General features: G+C 39.3%; 19 protein-coding genes, 1 tRNA gene and 1 pseudogene. 3 read left to right on the top strand and 18 right to left on the bottom strand.

Going from position 1 to position 16,786, the window contains the following annotated elements; translation table 11 throughout:
• Positions 1 to 139: 139 nt before the first annotated feature.
• The 8 genes from NSQ52_RS12925 to NSQ52_RS12960 all read right to left on the bottom strand — a co-directional run bounded on the left by NSQ52_RS12925 (position 140) and on the right by NSQ52_RS12960 (position 7,343).
• Positions 140 to 559: a YkvA family protein gene (locus NSQ52_RS12925; protein WP_326110774.1), complete on the bottom strand. Its 420-nt coding sequence runs from the start codon at positions 557 to 559 to the stop codon at positions 140 to 142.
• A gap of 95 nt (positions 560 to 654) precedes the next feature.
• Positions 655 to 1,821, bottom strand: coding sequence for a D-alanyl-lipoteichoic acid biosynthesis protein DltD (gene dltD, locus NSQ52_RS12930; RefSeq protein ID WP_144679859.1), 1,167 nt, complete (start codon positions 1,819 to 1,821; stop codon positions 655 to 657).
• Complete coding sequence (dltC, locus tag NSQ52_RS12935; protein ID WP_003216498.1) at positions 1,821 to 2,057, bottom strand: D-alanine--poly(phosphoribitol) ligase subunit 2; 237 nt, start codon at positions 2,055 to 2,057, stop codon at positions 1,821 to 1,823. Before dltC ends, dltD begins: the two co-directional genes overlap by 1 nt.
• 21 nt (positions 2,058 to 2,078) lie before the next feature.
• A complete protein-coding gene (gene dltB / locus NSQ52_RS12940; protein ID WP_035391213.1) occupies positions 2,079 to 3,263 on the bottom strand; it encodes a D-alanyl-lipoteichoic acid biosynthesis protein DltB in 1,185 nt (394 codons plus the stop codon).
• A complete protein-coding gene (gene dltA, locus NSQ52_RS12945; RefSeq protein WP_217967936.1) occupies positions 3,260 to 4,765 on the bottom strand; it encodes a D-alanine--poly(phosphoribitol) ligase subunit DltA in 1,506 nt (501 codons plus the stop codon). Before dltA ends, dltB begins: the two co-directional genes overlap by 4 nt.
• A 14-nt stretch (positions 4,766 to 4,779) precedes the next feature.
• Positions 4,780 to 4,929: a teichoic acid D-Ala incorporation-associated protein DltX gene (locus NSQ52_RS12950; protein ID WP_024427820.1), complete on the bottom strand. Its 150-nt coding sequence runs from the start codon at positions 4,927 to 4,929 to the stop codon at positions 4,780 to 4,782.
• A gap of 254 nt (positions 4,930 to 5,183) precedes the next feature.
• Positions 5,184 to 6,443 (bottom strand): DUF1668 domain-containing protein, encoded by a 1,260-nt coding sequence (locus tag NSQ52_RS12955; protein WP_342473404.1) that lies wholly within the window; start codon positions 6,441 to 6,443, stop codon positions 5,184 to 5,186.
• 246 nt (positions 6,444 to 6,689) lie between these two features.
• Positions 6,690 to 7,343: a DUF4241 domain-containing protein gene (locus NSQ52_RS12960; RefSeq protein ID WP_342473406.1), complete on the bottom strand. Its 654-nt coding sequence runs from the start codon at positions 7,341 to 7,343 to the stop codon at positions 6,690 to 6,692.
• A gap of 301 nt (positions 7,344 to 7,644) precedes the next feature.
• Between NSQ52_RS12960 and NSQ52_RS12965 the strand changes: the two genes are divergently transcribed.
• Positions 7,645 to 8,043, top strand: coding sequence for a hypothetical protein (locus tag NSQ52_RS12965; protein ID WP_212361228.1), 399 nt, complete (start codon positions 7,645 to 7,647; stop codon positions 8,041 to 8,043).
• 96 nt (positions 8,044 to 8,139) lie between these two features.
• Here the strand turns inward: NSQ52_RS12965 and NSQ52_RS12970 are convergent.
• From NSQ52_RS12970 to NSQ52_RS13010, 9 genes and pseudogenes are all read right to left on the bottom strand, one after another.
• Positions 8,140 to 8,213 (bottom strand) — tRNA-Arg (locus NSQ52_RS12970).
• 120 nt (positions 8,214 to 8,333) lie between these two features.
• Positions 8,334 to 8,858, bottom strand: coding sequence for a metallophosphoesterase (locus NSQ52_RS12975; protein WP_039166965.1), 525 nt, complete (start codon positions 8,856 to 8,858; stop codon positions 8,334 to 8,336).
• 14 nt (positions 8,859 to 8,872) lie between these two features.
• Positions 8,873 to 9,475: an XTP/dITP diphosphatase gene (locus NSQ52_RS12980; RefSeq protein WP_007501598.1), complete on the bottom strand. Its 603-nt coding sequence runs from the start codon at positions 9,473 to 9,475 to the stop codon at positions 8,873 to 8,875.
• A 10-nt stretch (positions 9,476 to 9,485) separates the two neighbouring features.
• Positions 9,486 to 10,214, bottom strand: a complete 729-nt coding sequence (gene rph, locus NSQ52_RS12985) for a ribonuclease PH (RefSeq protein ID WP_024718627.1) — start codon at positions 10,212 to 10,214, stop codon at positions 9,486 to 9,488.
• Positions 10,215 to 10,365: 151 nt separating this feature from the next.
• Positions 10,366 to 11,427, bottom strand: a complete 1,062-nt coding sequence (locus NSQ52_RS12990) for a GerMN domain-containing protein (RefSeq protein WP_035701809.1) — start codon at positions 11,425 to 11,427, stop codon at positions 10,366 to 10,368.
• A 101-nt stretch (positions 11,428 to 11,528) separates the two neighbouring features.
• Entirely contained in the window at positions 11,529 to 12,347 is an 819-nt protein-coding gene (gene racE, locus NSQ52_RS12995) for a glutamate racemase (protein WP_100218322.1), read from the bottom strand.
• 7 nt (positions 12,348 to 12,354) lie between these two features.
• Positions 12,355 to 12,795, bottom strand: a complete 441-nt coding sequence (locus NSQ52_RS13000; RefSeq protein ID WP_007501606.1) for a MarR family transcriptional regulator — start codon at positions 12,793 to 12,795, stop codon at positions 12,355 to 12,357.
• Positions 12,796 to 12,944: 149 nt separating this feature from the next.
• A pseudogene (gene gerE / locus NSQ52_RS13005) lies at positions 12,945 to 13,031 on the bottom strand (spore germination transcription factor GerE); the annotation flags it as partial.
• A gap of 34 nt (positions 13,032 to 13,065) precedes the next feature.
• Entirely contained in the window at positions 13,066 to 14,589 is a 1,524-nt protein-coding gene (locus tag NSQ52_RS13010) for a recombinase family protein (protein WP_047947303.1), read from the bottom strand.
• A gap of 156 nt (positions 14,590 to 14,745) precedes the next feature.
• Between NSQ52_RS13010 and NSQ52_RS13015 the strand changes: the two genes are divergently transcribed.
• Both NSQ52_RS13015 and NSQ52_RS13020 read left to right on the top strand, forming a co-directional pair.
• Positions 14,746 to 15,687 carry a hypothetical protein gene (locus tag NSQ52_RS13015; protein WP_342473407.1) on the top strand — a complete coding sequence of 314 codons (942 nt, stop codon included), beginning with the start codon at positions 14,746 to 14,748 and terminating at the stop codon, positions 15,685 to 15,687.
• A gap of 71 nt (positions 15,688 to 15,758) precedes the next feature.
• The gene (locus NSQ52_RS13020) at positions 15,759 to 15,950 is read left to right on the top strand and encodes a hypothetical protein (RefSeq protein WP_061408882.1); all 192 of its coding nucleotides are present in this window, start codon (positions 15,759 to 15,761) and stop codon (positions 15,948 to 15,950) included.
• A gap of 172 nt (positions 15,951 to 16,122) precedes the next feature.
• Here NSQ52_RS13020 and NSQ52_RS13025 read toward each other — a convergent pair whose 3' ends face one another.
• Complete coding sequence (locus tag NSQ52_RS13025; protein ID WP_047947301.1) at positions 16,123 to 16,587, bottom strand: hypothetical protein; 465 nt, start codon at positions 16,585 to 16,587, stop codon at positions 16,123 to 16,125.
• Positions 16,588 to 16,786 lie beyond the last annotated feature (199 nt).

The raw sequence follows: 16,786 nt of genomic DNA on the forward strand, positions 1-16,786 counted from the left end.
TTTATTTTAGCCCTTTGTCTTTTTTTCAGCGTAGTTGAAAACCCTTGAAGTCTAGGAAGAACAAGCACCGGAGCGCAGGACTGACAAAGAATGCGAGGGTTTGTCTACACGCTGAAGCCCCCGTTTAGGAGGCTTTTCTTTAAGCAGACGGCATACCGCCATCTTCAAGCTTTTGATCAATGAAAGACGTATCGCTTTTTTCACCGAACCATTTTCCCAGCCTGTCTTTTGCTTTTCCTTTGACATCGTCATCAATGTACATTGCGACTTGAAGCAGAGCAAATGTGATGGCGCCTAGATCATCTGTGTAGCCGATCCCCACCAATGTATCAGGGATCAGGTCAATCGGAAGGATAAAGTACCCTAGCGCCCCAATGATGAGGGTCTTTGCTTTAACCGGTACTGCGGGTTTTTGCAATGTATAATAAAGTAATAACACAGCATAGACAAGAGAAACTCCAGCTTTTTGTGCCGTCTTTTTTAACTTTTCCCAAAAGGCATGATCATTAAAATGCTTCTTTGAACGCTTTAATAGTTCTTTTTTCTCAGAACGATTCATCGTATCGCCTCCATATTCAGCATAGCCCTTCCACCTTAGTTATACAAGAAATCCACTCATTCGACAAACAAAAAGCAGCAGAAAGCTGCTGCAATCTACTGCTCTTTGTAAAACTTTTCGATCGCCTTATCGATGTATACCCATCCTTTATACGACACATGAATCGTGTCCTTAAAGAAATATGGGTCATACTCATGCGAAGTCAAATCTGCGACTTCATACCCATTATCTCGAATTTGACGATTGATTTTTTGATAATAATCTGTACGTCCCTCTTTCGGAAAACCAGTGTAATCATACCATTTTCCGTTGACGGGAATCGTCACGAATAAAGGCTTCGCCCCTGCCTGTTTTAAAATATCCAGCATGATCTGGAAATCTTTATATTCAGGTGATGCTGCATAAGAATTGTCACGACGAGAATCCTTCATCTTTTTCATGATCGGCTTCAGCTTACGATCAAACAGTCTCTGATCAATATAAAACGGGTTGTCCCCTGCTTTTTCAGATCCTAAGACGCTCGCTTCTTTTTCAAGCTCAGTCCATGTTTTCCCTTTCACTGAAGGAGACGGACGATGCTTGCGCTCATGCCCAGACCCGATCGTATAGTACATGTCTTTCTTTTGAAGCATGCCATAATACATTTTTGCAATAGGAGAAATCGCGCCATAAGCGAATTTGTTCCCAGAAAGCTCTGCTTTAAAAAGCTCTGTGATGACCATGTCGTTCTTTACTGCCTTAAACTTCATGATCCTTTTGATGAGCTTTTTTTTCACAGCTGGATCAATTTCTTTATTATAAGCAAGATCAAGCGCCTGAAGCGCTGAATAGTTAGGAGCAAAGTGATTCTCGTCTGATCCCCCTTTGACAAACCACTGCGGGGACACGATAAACACAAGCTTTTTCCCTTTTAATTCATCCATATGCGCTGCAAAGTTCATGGCATGAATTAATGATTGCGATCCACCTTTTCCAACAAGATAAGGTGTAAACCCTTGAGGATTTTCATGAAAGAAATTCGAAGGGTGATATGGATCAAAACGTGATAGTTCAGAAGATCCATAGATCGGCAAATAAGTTGGATCTTTTAGCATTTCATCTTGTAAATAAAGCCCTTGGAACATCCCTGGATCTAATTCTGTGGCTGACTTTTGTAATTTGTCTTTTGGGATCAGATGTGAGAGCCATGCATTTGGTACAAGAAGAACACCAATGAATAGAACAGCCGCTAAAATAAGCGGCCCAAAAAAACGCTTTTTCATTACTTCATCTCTGCCAGCTGCTCAGCAATGTGATTCGGTGTATCCCACACATCACGATCAAACTCTGTAATCGGAACAGTAATTCCAAGTTGACTTTCAATTGCCATAAGTAGTTCTACTGTACCAAATGAATCTAGAAGACCTTCGTCAAAAATTGCAATCTCTGGATTTTCTTTCACAACGTCGTCCTGACAAACCTCTGCAATAATACCGTATACTTGATTTTTAAATTCCATAATTTTCTACTCCCTTAATCATTAATGATGAAATGGTTTTCCTGAAAAAATATAAAATCCGAAACAAATCACATGGAATGTAATAATGATCGACACAACCATTGTGACCTTATTATCCGGCCACCACTTGTGCTTTTTATTCCACTTCTCAAATAAATTGTAACCGGACATCACAACTGCATGGTATAGTCCGTAAATAATGTATTGAAGGGCGAGACCATGCCAAGCACCCATCAATAGAAAGAGGACAAAGTACCCAATATTTGATACAGCCATTCGGTTCTTGATCCACTTCTTCTTTGTCATAAAGAACACAAATCTCATAAACACATAATCTCTGAACCAGAAGGATAGCGACATGTGCCAGCGATTCCAGAAGTCTTTAATATTACGGCTGATAAACGGTTTATTAAAGTTTTCTGGTGATTTAATACCCATGATATAACTCACACCTACAGCAAATGCTGTATATCCAGCAAAGTCAAAGAACAAATACATACTGTACGCATACATATACGTTAACTGTTGAACAAAGTGACTGCTACTAATGTGATGAATATTCATGAGAATATATGTGTGAATGAGATAACCAATAATGAACTTATATAAGAACCCAATAAAAATTTTATGAATCCCTGCATATAGAAGGTCACTGTACGCTTCTTTTTCAGGCGGTGTATCCATATCCTTTTCAAACCGGCGATAACGATCGATCGGACCTGATGAAATCGTCGGGAAAAAGACGATGAAATAGACCAAACGGTGAATCGGAATTTTCTTTTTAATCAAGCCGTCTCTCGTCTCGATAATTAACTGAACACCTTTAAATGTTAAGTACGAGATCCCCAAAAAGCTCAGCCAGTTCATTGGCGGCGGTTGATGCGGCTGATGAGTTAAAAAGAACGGTAAAATCTTTGATAGTACAAGCGGCAAAATCGATGCCACCACTGCCATATAGAAGACAGACGCACGGTTCGCCTTCAGCCGGTACGCAAGGTATAGGCGGATGATCAAGACTTGCCACACTGTAAACAAGAACAGCAGCAATGCGCCATGTGCATCCTTTGAGAAAATAAGCGCGAGTGCCACAACCGTTGCAAACATGTTGTAGCCCTGCATTCTTTTGCCGCGAAGACCAAGAATCATCGTCGGCAAAAGAAGAATACCAATTAGAATGAAGAAAAAGAATGAACTAAACGGAATCATAGAAGAACCTCTTTCGCGATTCTTTTACGGTCAACCTTCCCGTTTGGCGTCATGTACAGCTGCTCAAGGTAGACAAACTTTCTTGGAATCATGTACGCAGGAAGTGAATCCGCCATTTCTTTCTTAATCGCACTTGTCAGCTGATATTCTTTTTCAAAGGAATGCTCAGTTGGGACAATTGCTGCAATTAAGTACTCCACATGCCCGTTTGGCTGGAATGGCACAATCACACAAGCATTGACATACGTTGTCTCGCTCACATGATATTCAATTTCTTCAAGCTCCATCCGGTATCCATGTAGCTTAATTTGATAGTCCAGACGACCGTGGCACGTAATCAAACCATCCTGCGCCACACCTGCGTCACCGGTGCGGTAAGCAGGGCGTCCTTCGTATTCAAAGAACACTTTATCCGTTAAGGCTTGTTCACCTAAGTAGCCTCTCGTGACGCTTGGCCCAACGATGACAATTTCCCCTTTTTCCCCATCAGGGAGTGTCTTGCCTTCTTCATCTAATATGACGATATCTGTATCCGGTTTGGCATAACCCACTGGTAAAGAATCGTGCTGATCAAGAATGGCCTGGGTGACTTCAATCGATGTGATCGCAACAGTTGCTTCAGTCGGACCATACGTATTAAAGACCTGCGCCTTAGGAAAACGCTCAAGAAGCGCACTTGCTACAGAGACAGGAAGTGCCTCTCCGCAGAACAAGAAAACTTTCAACTCTGGTAAAAGCTCCCCTGTAAAGGAAGGATCCATTAAGCACATTTGCACAAAGGAAGGTGTTGATGTCCACACTTCAACGTCAGATTGACCAAGCGCTGCAAACATATCCTTTGGCTTATTCACAAGATCTTTCACTAAACAGTAAAGCGTGCCGCCTGATTGAAGCGCTGGATAGAGATCCATCACTGATAAGTCAAAAGAAAACGGCGCTTGATTTAAGAACGTGCACCCCTCGCCGATTGGGAAGTCGCTGCACATCCATCCTGTAAAGCTTTCTAAATTGCTGGCTGTTACCTGAACGCCTTTCGGTTTTCCGGTACTGCCAGACGTATAAATAATGTAGAAAACATCATCTTGTTGAACCCACTGCGTGGATGGCGGTGCTTCTTTTTCAAGCGATAACAGCGATGCCGCACTCTTTACTTCAATGTGTTCTTCTACATCTAATACATTCTGCTCATTTGCACAAATCAATAGACTCGCTTTTGAGCTTTCAATAATTGAGACGATACGTTCAGCAGGTATTGAAATGTCGACCGGAATATAGGGTCTGCCTGATTTCACAGTGCCTAAGAAAGAAATCAGCATCTCTGGCTCCATATGACCGTATACAATGACAGGTGCACTGTCAGTTGCGACTGTATCAATCGCACCAGCCATTTGGTCTGATAGACGCCAAAGCTCATCATATGTGATCGAAGCATGTTGAGAAACAAATGCTGGCTGTGTCGGTTTCGTTTGTTGGTATTCATGAATCGTGTGTAATAGTTTCATAGTTTAATCTCCAATTAAAAATCGTTGTAAATGAATGATCCCGTATTTGCTGTATGGAATCCGTAAATAAAGAACAATAATAGCAAAATAAGTAAGTAAAAGCTTGTATATCCTATCCATTTTACAGACTTATTTTCTGATAGCTTTTTGAATAGCATATTGATAACCTCTTTTCTTTTGACACTTATAAAGACGCATGGATCATCAAAAGAGTTTCATATCAAAACATAAAAATTTTAAGAATTGATGAAAAAAAGATGTCCAAAGTATGAACGTGTCTTCGGGCAAAGCTGTCTTATTGTAACAAAGATTTAATGTAATTGAAATGAAATGGAAGCTTAAATTTGCCTTAAAATTGGTGAAAACTGTCGAACAAACGCAAAAGCCACCTAGTTTGACTAGATGGCTTTGATATCAATTACTTCTTATATTTATTGACCTCGAACATGAGAATGTTGTTGAATACCACATAGTCCTTTTTACTTTCAAAAGGACCTTTGTTGTTGTCATGCTCGTCAATTTCATAAAACCCAGGACCTTCGCCGGCATCACGTTTTTTGTACCAGGATAGAAAGGCGGTGACTTCTTTCATTGAAAGGTCATACTCTTTTTGTAAGCCATTGACCATTGTGATGATAAGTAGAGCATCGCCGTCTTCATCTGTTGCATCGTCTTTTGGTGGTGTTGTTGGTTCTGGGTCTTTGTCGCCTGGGGTTTCGGTGTTGTTTTCTTGAGGTAATGCGTCTTTTAGAGAAAGTGATATGACAGATTTAAATTTTTCTCTTGCACGAGGCATATCACCATTTGTGTTTTCTTCTCCCCCAATGATATAAAGATTATCATTGACAATAGCAGCGGAGTGTCCCTTTCTATAAAAGGTTTTAGGTGTTTGAACGCTATACCTGGTCCCTAGCATTACATCATGTACCGATAATCTAGCAGTTCCACCTGTAAGTAAAACTTTATTATTGTAAACAGCTGTCGCATAATACCCCGCTGACCAACCACCTTGCTTTTTAATCCACGTATCTGTGTCAGGATCGTATTCACCGATCATTTTATTTAAACCCTCTGTTCCCCCAGATAAATATAACTTACCATCTATCTCATTCAACGTTCCGGCAGTCACATTATAATCTAAAGAACTTTTCTTTTCCCATTTTTTCGTATCCGGGTCATAGCTGTATGTTTTCATTTGATAGTTACCTTCTTTTGCGACAACTAAGATTTTCCCTTTTACACTGCTCGCATATATTCTATATGGTGAAACTTTTGTTTCCAGTGGAATATCTTCAAGCTTTTCCCACGAATCATTTTTAGTATTATAAACTTCTACTGTCTTTACTACTCCATCTGTAGACATTCCACCTATGACATATATTTGGTCATTTAAAATTGCCGTAGCAGCCCCATATCTAGGAGTTGGCATTGATGTTTTACTTGACCATTCATTTTTCTCAGGATCATAAACAAAAGTTTGATCTGCACCTTGTCGTTGAGTTGGCCCCTGACCACCTATGATATATATCTTGCCGTCAACTACTCCACTACTAGCACCAACACGTGCCTCTGGCAAATCTGCTTGTTCTTTCCATTCTACTGTGTCTGCTTTTACTGAATGTAACGGATAAATTAATGACGAGATTAATAGGAAGAATATTAATCCTAATCTTTTCAAGAAAATCACTCCTTAAAATTGTGTACTCAACATTTATCGGTTTTTTTATGACTTTCTTCATACTTTTGTTATATTTTTAATAATTTAACACTTTATTATCTAATACCGATTCACTAATCGTTGTATATTTATCTATTTTTCTTCCGTTCAACTTTTATTTATTTCAACTTTATCTCCTTCACGATTTCTATAAAGACACGATATTCAGAAACAAATAAAAAAACCCATAGTTTCATGGGTTTCTCATCAGTCCACTATAAGAAAATCCGTCACAAGACAAGCAGGATCCCCGTTTTCATCCAGCCCCCAAAAGCTTGAATACATCCCATCATCGAAGCCTGTTGTAAACATGGCAATGTCCACCTTGTCATGAAAACGGGTGACAAGCCAGTCCCATGTGTGCTTGTAGTTTTGCTCAAGCGCTTCTGCAAATTCCTCATAAAAATTAAAATCATTGTCCTCTTTATAGCGCTTATCCTTATAAGCTTGTAAATCTAATGCAGCCTCAGCATCCATGAAACAGCCCATACCCGTATTTACACCGTAACCGTAAAACTCGTCTTCTTTCAAATGTTTGAGTTCCTGCCCCGCTCTTGTAGCAAGCTCCCACTCTATTGCTTGCTCGTTTGTAAACTTGATCATTGCATAGGCTACGCGTTCGTCTCCGCTTTCTAACCGCTTAACCATAAGTAGAATAGGATATTTTCCCGGATAAACCTTCTTAGAAAAAGATTGATCTCCCTCTGAAACAAAAGGATCACAGGCAACGATATGACCGCTTGTGACCTCAATATAGACTAACTGTTTTGAAAATAGTTGATCACCTTCTGAGCTGCTAGATGTCTCACCCGTTTCGTATAATAGGTTTGTTGGGTTGATATTGTACAAGTGATCATTCATTTCATTGTTTTTCTGGGTGTTTGGGATTATGTACTTTCTTTGTTATTTCTCTATTTTTTGTCTTTTATTCCTGTTTTGATTTTTATTTATAAGAAATTAAAATAATATCATTTCATAAATACAATTACTTAAAATCTCTTCCCCCAATTAATCGATCAATAAAAAAACTCGGAATCTTATCATATATATTTCATTAATATCCAATTAAATTCCTCTTTTTATTTTTAAATATGGAAGGATAAACTAAAAATATGTCAAATAATAGTTATTGTACCAAATAATAAAGAGAGTGGGTTATCTTATGAAAAAAATACTTGTCGCAGCTTTAACAGCAATTCTTTTTTTCTCAATACCGTTTGTAGCTTCAACTCAAGCAGCAACTCTTGTTAGTTTATCAGCAAAAAAATCTGACAATGCCGCAAAAGAAATTGAATTCACCGGAAATGGTAAGTATATGAAATTCACATGTACTTATTCTGGAAGTACGTCTAAAGATAATATAGATGCTTTATGTGAAGTTAGAAAAAATGCTTCAGCATCTAACTCAGTACAAAGATTTTATGTTGGAGGATCAAAAGGCAATAAATCTGAAAGTACCGACGTTTGGCTTGATAAAGGTGTTAAATATTCTATCTATGTAAACGTAGAAACTCATGCTCCTTCCAATGCATCAGTTACTGGAGTCATAAAAGATCGCTAAAGGTAAGGCCATCTTTGTTAAACAATAGGAAAAAACAAAAAGCCAGAAACATTGTTTTATCAATGTTTCTGGCTTTTTAACGGTTTTAAATAAATACGTCCCAGGAGAGATTCGAACTCCCGACCGACGGCTTAGAAGGCCGTTGCTCTATCCTGCTGAGCTACTGGGACATGTTGTTATGTAGTGTGCTTTGGCGAATTACCTCAGCGACAAGATTTATTATATTACTATTGTTCTTTAAAGTCAACGGTTTTTCGAAAGTTTTTTCATAAGGGGCAAATGCTGCACCCTTATGAAATACCTTCCAATGTGACAGTGTTTTCGAGGTCTTGTATGACGTGACCTTCGTCCGTGAAAAACTGTACGTTTGCTTCGATTCCATCTAGTGTCAGTATAGCATAGCTGCGCTCTTTGCGCACTCTTGGCAGGTGCACGCTGCCTGGGTTAATGAGGAGTTTTCCTCTTAGCAATTCACTGCCTGGGATGTGCGAGTGGCCAAAGCAGATAATGTCTGCGCCTAGCTCTTCTGCACGGTAGTAGACTTGAAGCAAGGATTGTTTGATGCCATGCAGATGTCCGTGAGTGAGAAATAGTTTTCCGCCTCCATCCAGTGGGAGCAGGAGTTCTTCTTCAAAATCGCCCATAAAGTCACAATTTCCTTTGACGACTTTGTATCCTTCGAGTGCTGGGTGGTTCGTTTCGAGTTCTGAATCTCCGCAGTGAATCATCATGTCTACTTCAGCCGCATGCCTCTTGGCAATGGTTTGAAGTTCGTCTGTGAGTCCATGACTGTCACTAATGATGAGTATCTTCATGGCTTCATTCCCCCTTATTCATTTGCGTCTAGCAGTGATGAAAGCTTTTGAAGCGCGACCGCTCGATGGCTGATCTTGTTTTTTTCCTCTGGTGATAACTCGGCCATCGTCTGGTCTTTGTCTTTGACGATGAAAATTGGGTCGTATCCGAAGCCGTTTTCGCCAATCGGTTCTTCTGCGATAAAGCCTTCTACTGATCCTTCTACCGTTTTGGTCTCTTTCCCCGGTATACTGACAGCCAGGGCACATCTGAATCTAGCAGTGCGGTCTTCTTTTTCGATGCCTTGCAGCTCATTCAGCACCTTTTCCACGTTCTCGGCATCGTCTTTATGCTCGCCCGCGTACCTCGCTGAATAGACGCCAGGCTTTCCGCCAAGGTAATCAATCGACAGACCCGAGTCGTCTGCAATCACCATTTCACCTGCTTTGGCTTGAATGGCCTCGGCTTTGATGATCGCATTTTCTTCAAAGGTATGTCCTGTTTCTTCAATCTCTTCCGTAAATCCGATGTCCGCTAGTGTTTTGACCGTGAATCCTTTTGGCTCAAGAATGGCTTTGAATTCTTTCGCTTTGCCCGCATTGTGCGTTGCGATGATGGCAGTTTTCATCCTGATCAAACCCTTCTCTTTATTCGATAACTTCTCCTGTCACTGCTTTTTGCTTTTCAATTAATTCTTTGATGCCTTTTTCGGCTAAATCAAGCAGTCCGTTTAGTTGTTCTCTTGAGAATGTCGCTTCTTCGCCAGTACCTTGAAGTTCAACAAAGCGTCCAGCGCCTGTCATGATGACATTCATATCCACTTCAGCTGAAGAATCTTCTTCATAATTTAAATCTAACAGAAGTCCCTGTTTAGAATCAATTCCGACGGATATTGCGGCTAAATAATCAGTGATCGGATTTTCTTTCAAAACGCCTGCTGATTGAAGCTTTTGAATCGCTAGTGTCATGGCCACAAATGCACCTGTAATAGATGCTGTGCGTGTTCCGCCGTCTGCTTGAATGACATCACAATCAATCCAAATGGTGCGCTCACCAAGCTTTTCTAAGTCAACGACTGCGCGCAGAGCTCGTCCAATTAAACGCTGGATCTCCATTGTACGTCCTGTGACTTTTCCTTTAGATGATTCTCTTATCGTTCTTTGAGCCGTTGCTCTAGGAAGCATGCTATATTCTGCTGTAATCCAGCCTTTTCCTTCTCCTCTTAAAAAAGGAGGTACGCGGTCCTCGATCGATGCGTTACAAATCACCTTCGTATTTCCCGCTGAGATTAAGACAGAGCCTTCTGGATGCGTGATGTAGCCTGCCTGTATTTCAATTTTTCTTAATTCGTCGTATTGTCTTTCATCTAATCTCATGTTTTACCTCCGTTACAATATACATTCCGCGCGGGTGTCAGCGGGGTTCTCCTATTAACTTTGACAACCTCGATCCGTTCTAATCGCTTGGAATAAAAAAGAGGCAGCGAATGTGCATGCCTCTTTTTCTCCATTATATCAATGTGTGACGTTAAAAACTACCTGTATTCACTTGTTCTGGTCTTGAAACTGGCTTTGTGAGTTCTGTTCCTTTTTCGTTCACAAGCTCTGCCTTTCCGTTTACCTTCACAGACACGCTTTTCACATCTGGCAGCTCTGTTAATGTCAGCACAATGCTATCAAGAACTTTTTGTGAAATGACTTTTTTCTTTTCATCTGCACTGCCAAAAATGGATTCATTGAAATCTAGTGTCACATGACCGTCTTTTACTTTCGGGACATCATTGAGCTTCACATCTTGATCAAAGTCTGTCAGCAATTGGCTTGTTTTGCTTGGCCCAGAGACGAGCTCATCAATGGCTGCTGTAATTGGATCATCATCGTCTTTTGGTGCTCTTTTGGTCACCGGGACATAGTACGTCTGTTTGTCAGATTCAGCTAAATAGTAGACGGTCACAGGCTTTGTCGATGTCATATCAGCCGCAGCCTCGTGCTGAATATTAATGCCGTCCTCTCTACTTAAATCATCTGAAATCGGCGTCCCATTCACAGGCATCTCTTTTAATTCATGGCCATTCATCTTTAATTTGACTTTGGCTACTGAGTCAAACTGCGTTAATGTCCAAGTGACTGATTGCAAAATGCGCTGTTCGTCTTCTTTTTTATAGTTTTTGAATTCATTTGAGAAATCCACAACCGCAGTGCCATCTTTAATATCGACAGATACGCTCGTGTCCGCCGGCAGCACGGCTCTGAATCCATTTGGCATCAGGTTAGAAATCGGTCCCCCGTCTACGAGGTATTCAAGTGTTTGTTTCGCACTTCCTTCGTTTTTCGGTAGCGGAATGGATTGAGACACAACATATCCATTTTTATCAATTAAATATAATTCTCTCATGACGGTATCTGCTTGCTTCTCTTCTTTTCCTTCTTTCGCTGTTTGTTTCTCTTCTTTATTTTCTTTCACAAATGTGACATTTTGTGGTGGATCAATCTCTGTTTTCGCTTGGTCTGTTTGAAACAATCCGCATCCTGATAAAAGCATGGCTGACGCAATACACGTAACAGCTGCTGTAGTTCCTTTTTTCAGCATACTTCACCCTCCTCTAGTGGTTTGTACTAGTATGTATACGAGCTCCCTCAGAGGATTAGACCCTTTTCATAAAAAAATAACCCACTTCCATGAGAAGTAGGTTATTGCTGATATACGTGTTCAAGCGAAACCGTTTCGACCTTTCCTGGCAGGTAGCCGAACCAGTCTTGAGCGATGTTTTGAAAGTTTTGCTGCTGCCCTGTTGTATAAAAAGTATGAACAGGCTCTTCCTTCGAATCATTTAACAGCCCTTTATATGAAAGAATTGTGCTCGCTTCTCTCGCTGTCTCATCTCCTGAAGAAATGATGTTGACGCCACTGCCCATAAAGCGCTGAATCGGTTCTTTTAAAATCGGGTAGTGTGTGCAGCCAAGAATAAGCGTATCAATGCCTGTTTCTTTCATCGGTTCAAGAGAAGCTTTTACGACTTCATCTGCTGTATGATCTAAAAACGTACCGCTTTCCACAAACGGCACAAGCATTGGACATGCCAGGCTTTGAACAGTTAGTCCTGCTTTTAAAGAAAGCAGTGCTTCTTTATAGGCTTCACTTTTGATCGTATTGGCTGTGCCGATGACGCCAATATGCTGATTGTTTGTGACCTTGATCGCTGTGCGAGCTCCGGGCTGGATCACGCCAATGACCGGGATATCAAGTGTTGCTTTAATTTCATCAAGTGCTATCGCCGTCGCAGTGTTACACGCAATGACCAGCATTTTAATATGGTGATGTCTTAATAGGTAGTGCGTCATTTCCCATGTATACTGAAGAACCTCTTCTTCTGCTCGAGGGCCGTATGGACATCGTTTTGTGTCGCCTACATAAATAATTTTTTCTTTTGGCAGTTGTCTCATGATTTCCTTCGCAACGGTTAAACCGCCTACGCCGGAATCAATCACGCCGATGGGTTGATCCAACAAAATCGCCTCATTTTCTTTTCATTTGCTGCTGTAGTTTCGTTAAAGATTGGTTGAAAACGATGGCTTCTTCTTCTGAGAAAGCCCCTAGAAGTTCGCTGACGTATTCTTGGCGTTTGACAATCACTTCTTGAATGATCCGCTCACCTTCAGGCAATAAATGAATGCGAACCACGCGGCGGTCAGACGGATCTTTCACCCGTTCAACAAGTTCACTTTTTTCCATTCGATCAATTAAATCGGTTGTCGTGCTGCAAGCCAAATACATCTTTTGTGATAGCTCACCTATTGTCATATCTCCGAATTCATAAAGCCACTGGAGCCCTACAAATTGAGGAGGAGTAATCGTATATTGATTCAGAATTTCTCTACCTTTTTGCTTAATGATTGCAGCAATATGGCGCAATGATTTTTCAATTTCTGCAACATGGCCTGACTCATTCGTTTCCATTTCATTGATACCTCACTATAGCATCTCACTTTGATTAAAACGTACATTCCTATTTTCCTCGTTTTTCAAAGAAATTGCAAGAAGAGACTCATGGAAACGATATAGAAATAACCGGCTCCTCCCTGGTGCGGAAGGAAAACCGGCTGACGTTAGAGCTCTAGCTCACCCATACGCAGAAGCTCGACTACGGCCTGTGAACGACCTTTAACTCCTAGCTTTTGCATGGCATTTGTTATGCATACCTTTTACAAACGAGTATAACTTACAGGATCATTTAAATCTATAATGAAAATTCATTTTCCCGTTTGGATGGATAACAATATGATCAATAAGCTTATCAAACACATGCTTCAAATCGTTCTCTTTGTCTTCAAGCTCTCGTAGAACCGCCTGCATTTCCATCATTGAACTTTTCTCATCATGAACCTGCTGTAAGGAAAATAAACTCTGTTCAAACTTAACAATTTTAGCTTGAATGTCATTTCTCTTCATTTGAAATTCTGATTTGGTAATCATTTGATCTTCTAAATAAAGTTCAAGCAACCTTTTATTTTTCGCTTCTAGAGATTTCAACTCTGCTTTTATAGACTTTATTTGTTTTTCTTTTTGCTCAAATGCATTTTTTTTGTAGTCATGTGATATATCCCTAGAGAATTCAATGAGATTTTCAATAACTAAATCTCGGACCTCTTCATAAGTGATGGGAACATGGTTCACACAGCCTTCGGGACCAGATCTCCTGTAATTACTGCATTTAACATATTTCCAATATGTTTTCTCTCCGTTCTTTTTAGCTCTGCTGGTTTGAATAATGACCATATTAGATCCGCATTTCCCGCAAATAAGCAACTGTCTAAGCTCATTCCACGGTGTGAATTTAGTTTTTTTATTAACTGTTGGTTTATTATTTGCTTTCTCCCACTCTTCTCTTGAGACAATCGGCGGGCAAAAGTCTTCATAAATGTTCCATTTTTCAGGTGGATTTCTTATAAATTTTTTTCTACCATCAACTTTGATCGTGGTATGTCTATTAGCAATGTGCACGCCACAATAAATTGGGTTTTTTAATATGGTTTGAACTGTTGTAAGCTGCCAATTTCTTGTTGTTCTAGGAGGAGGTATTTCACCAATTTTGCACTTTTCTTGCAATGCATATGTAACTCTTTTCTGACCTAGCCCCTCGTTGTTATAAAGGTGGAAAATCATCCTAATTACTTGAGCTTCACTTTCGTTAATTACAAGGTGTTTACCATCTTTCGTATATCCATATGGTACACGCCCAGAGTGCTCCCCACGGCGTGCTTTTGCTGCAAGTACACCACTTATATTTACTGACATAGACTTAGGTAACTGCTCAGCAAACAGAGCAGACATTTCAAATTTCATTGACGCCTTACTCTCGTAAAGGGAGTCATAATCTTCTTCGAGTGTAACGACACGAACCCCATTAGACACTAGAATCTCTCTGATGTATAACGCATCTTTTAAATCACGGGCAAGACGTGTGATGGACTTAAAAATCACCATTTTTATTTCTTTCTTTTCCGCCAATGAAAAAATGTATTTCATTGCTGCCCTATCTTCAAGGACGGTTCCGCTGATACCATCATCTAACAAAACAGAACGGTCATCCCATTCGTAATTGTGTTGCTCGATCCAATATCGACAAACATCAATTTGGTTTTCCTTAGAACTTATTTGCTCGTCACGGTCTGTCGAAACCCTTGTATATACCTTATAAGGGTAATCGTCATATTTAATGATTTCGTCAACTGATTCTTTTTGGAAAGGCATATAACACACCCCAATTGTGAATTGTTCTTACTAAATTATAACATCCCGACCTTCAATTCCGTAATATTCTTAATTCGAAAAAACATTATTTCCCCTCTTTCCAATTCAATAATATGGTAGAATTATTTGGAAAATATTTGTTTTGGAGGGTCTGTATTGAATCTTATTAAAACTTTTCTTTTTATGATTTTATGTACCTTATTCTTAACTGCTTGTGGCAAAGCAGAAAATACATCCACCAGTAACTATACTAAAAAAGAAGAAATCATGGAAAATAAAGAAAAATTAAACGTAAAGATCACCTTGAATAAAAAAATTAAAGGCAATAAAAAAATTTTCATTAGCGGAAAAAGCAATTTACCTAAAGATACAGCATTATCAATTGATCTAAAATGTCCGAAATGTTCAACCTATTATTATGACTTCTCTACTGATGTAAATGTTCAAGAAGGTGGAATGTTTGATTATGAATTTTCTAATGAAGAAGGCGAGGAGTTTGAAGGAGGGAAGTATATTGCTTATGTAGAAACGTCACCCGAAAATCTTCAACCTGACCATGTTAGAGAGATTTTTGGAAAAGATGGAGCTAATCTTGCGGGTTCTAATGTTAGCGGTGATAATGATCGCGTAGCTACTGCAGAAATTAATTTTAAAATTAAGAACTCCTCAAAAGTTAAACAAAAAAGTAAGAAAGACAATGCTGCAGAAGTTACTAATAAGAAGGATGAAGAACTGTCTACTTTGAAAAGTGAGGCGGAATATGAAATTGAATCTATTGTAGAGGATAATTACAAGTCTGCCTCAATTGAAAAGATCGAAATTAATCAAGATATGAGTACTGACCAAGATAACAAACTAATCGCTCTTGTTTACCTGTCGTTTGATTTTAAAAATTCTGCTCAAACTTCTTATAACATGGTGGAAATGTTCAGTGATGATTTAGCTTCAAAAATTGGAACTGACAATAACACGATTAACCAAATCGCTGTATTTTGGAAAGTTCCTTATATAGATGAAGAGGAAACATTAGCTAAATTCTCATACGAACGTTCAGGAGAACATATGATAATCACTGAAAAAGTATCTTCTTTAAAATGACCCTTCGACTTGAAGGGTTTTTTATTTACATTTATAATCGAACGTACATTCTCATTGTAGGAGGGTACACTATGACAGATCTTGAAAGGAAGCTTTATCGAATAATCTACAATATGAGTCGGTTTCGCAAGAATCCCTCGATGGATGAACTTAAACGGAAAACGGGTAAGGATGAGCCAGCAATCCGTAAGGCGGTTAAGAACCTTATATCAAGAAATGAACTTGAATGGGATAAAGAGAAGCAAGAATGGCGGTTTAAATAAAAGAAAATAGCCGCCCAGGTGGACGGCTGAAAACATCATTTGTTAATGTTTTTCTTTAAATCCTCAATTTCATTTTTGATGGATTTATTTTCTTTCTTGAGTTTTGAAACCTCTACGACGGTTAGTAACAAAGTTGCAACTATAAGTAAAATCAAAATATATTCAAACATAATCATATGTCCATGTAGTAGTCATCAAAGCCAAACGTTCCAGGAATGCCGATGACCGGCACCAAAGCGGCTCTGAATTTCCATCTATGTTTTTTATAATATGCCTTTGAAAGCTGTTTACGTTTGTACAGTTGTTTTGCAATATAGCGACCTGCACCGTAACCGGTACCAATAACCGCAGCTATGCCTGTGATTATACTCATCACTACAACAAACGCATTATGTACTGTGGCTTTGTCTGTCCTGTCCAAAAGACTATCAAGTGTAAAAATATCGCTGTCAGTTAGGCCGAGGTCTAAAGCGTCTTGATATAATTCAGGATCGTTCTTGGTAAAAGATTCTGCTGTTTCATGTTGTACATATTGTGTCTGATTAGCTTTTGCATCTGCAAACTCTCCGAGCGTACAGGAGATACCGAGCGCAGCTACAATGGACAAAGATGTTCTTTTTATCCATTTTTTATTCAAATCAAACCCTCCCCTTTTTAATCCTATCAAGCATAACTTAAAATATACAGTAATTTCCATAGTTACAAATAACCGTTTGTAACAAGTAGGCTGGTAATATAGTTTTATAACACCTGAATAGACTCAAATTAATTGTGCTGTTAGATTTAATTAAATTAATATGCATGTTCAGTTGATTTATATGGAACTTTTAGTAAAA

This window comes from Bacillus sp. FSL W8-1141 (assembly GCF_038593205.1).
Taxonomy (GTDB): Bacteria; Bacillota; Bacilli; order Bacillales; family Bacillaceae; genus Bacillus; species Bacillus altitudinis.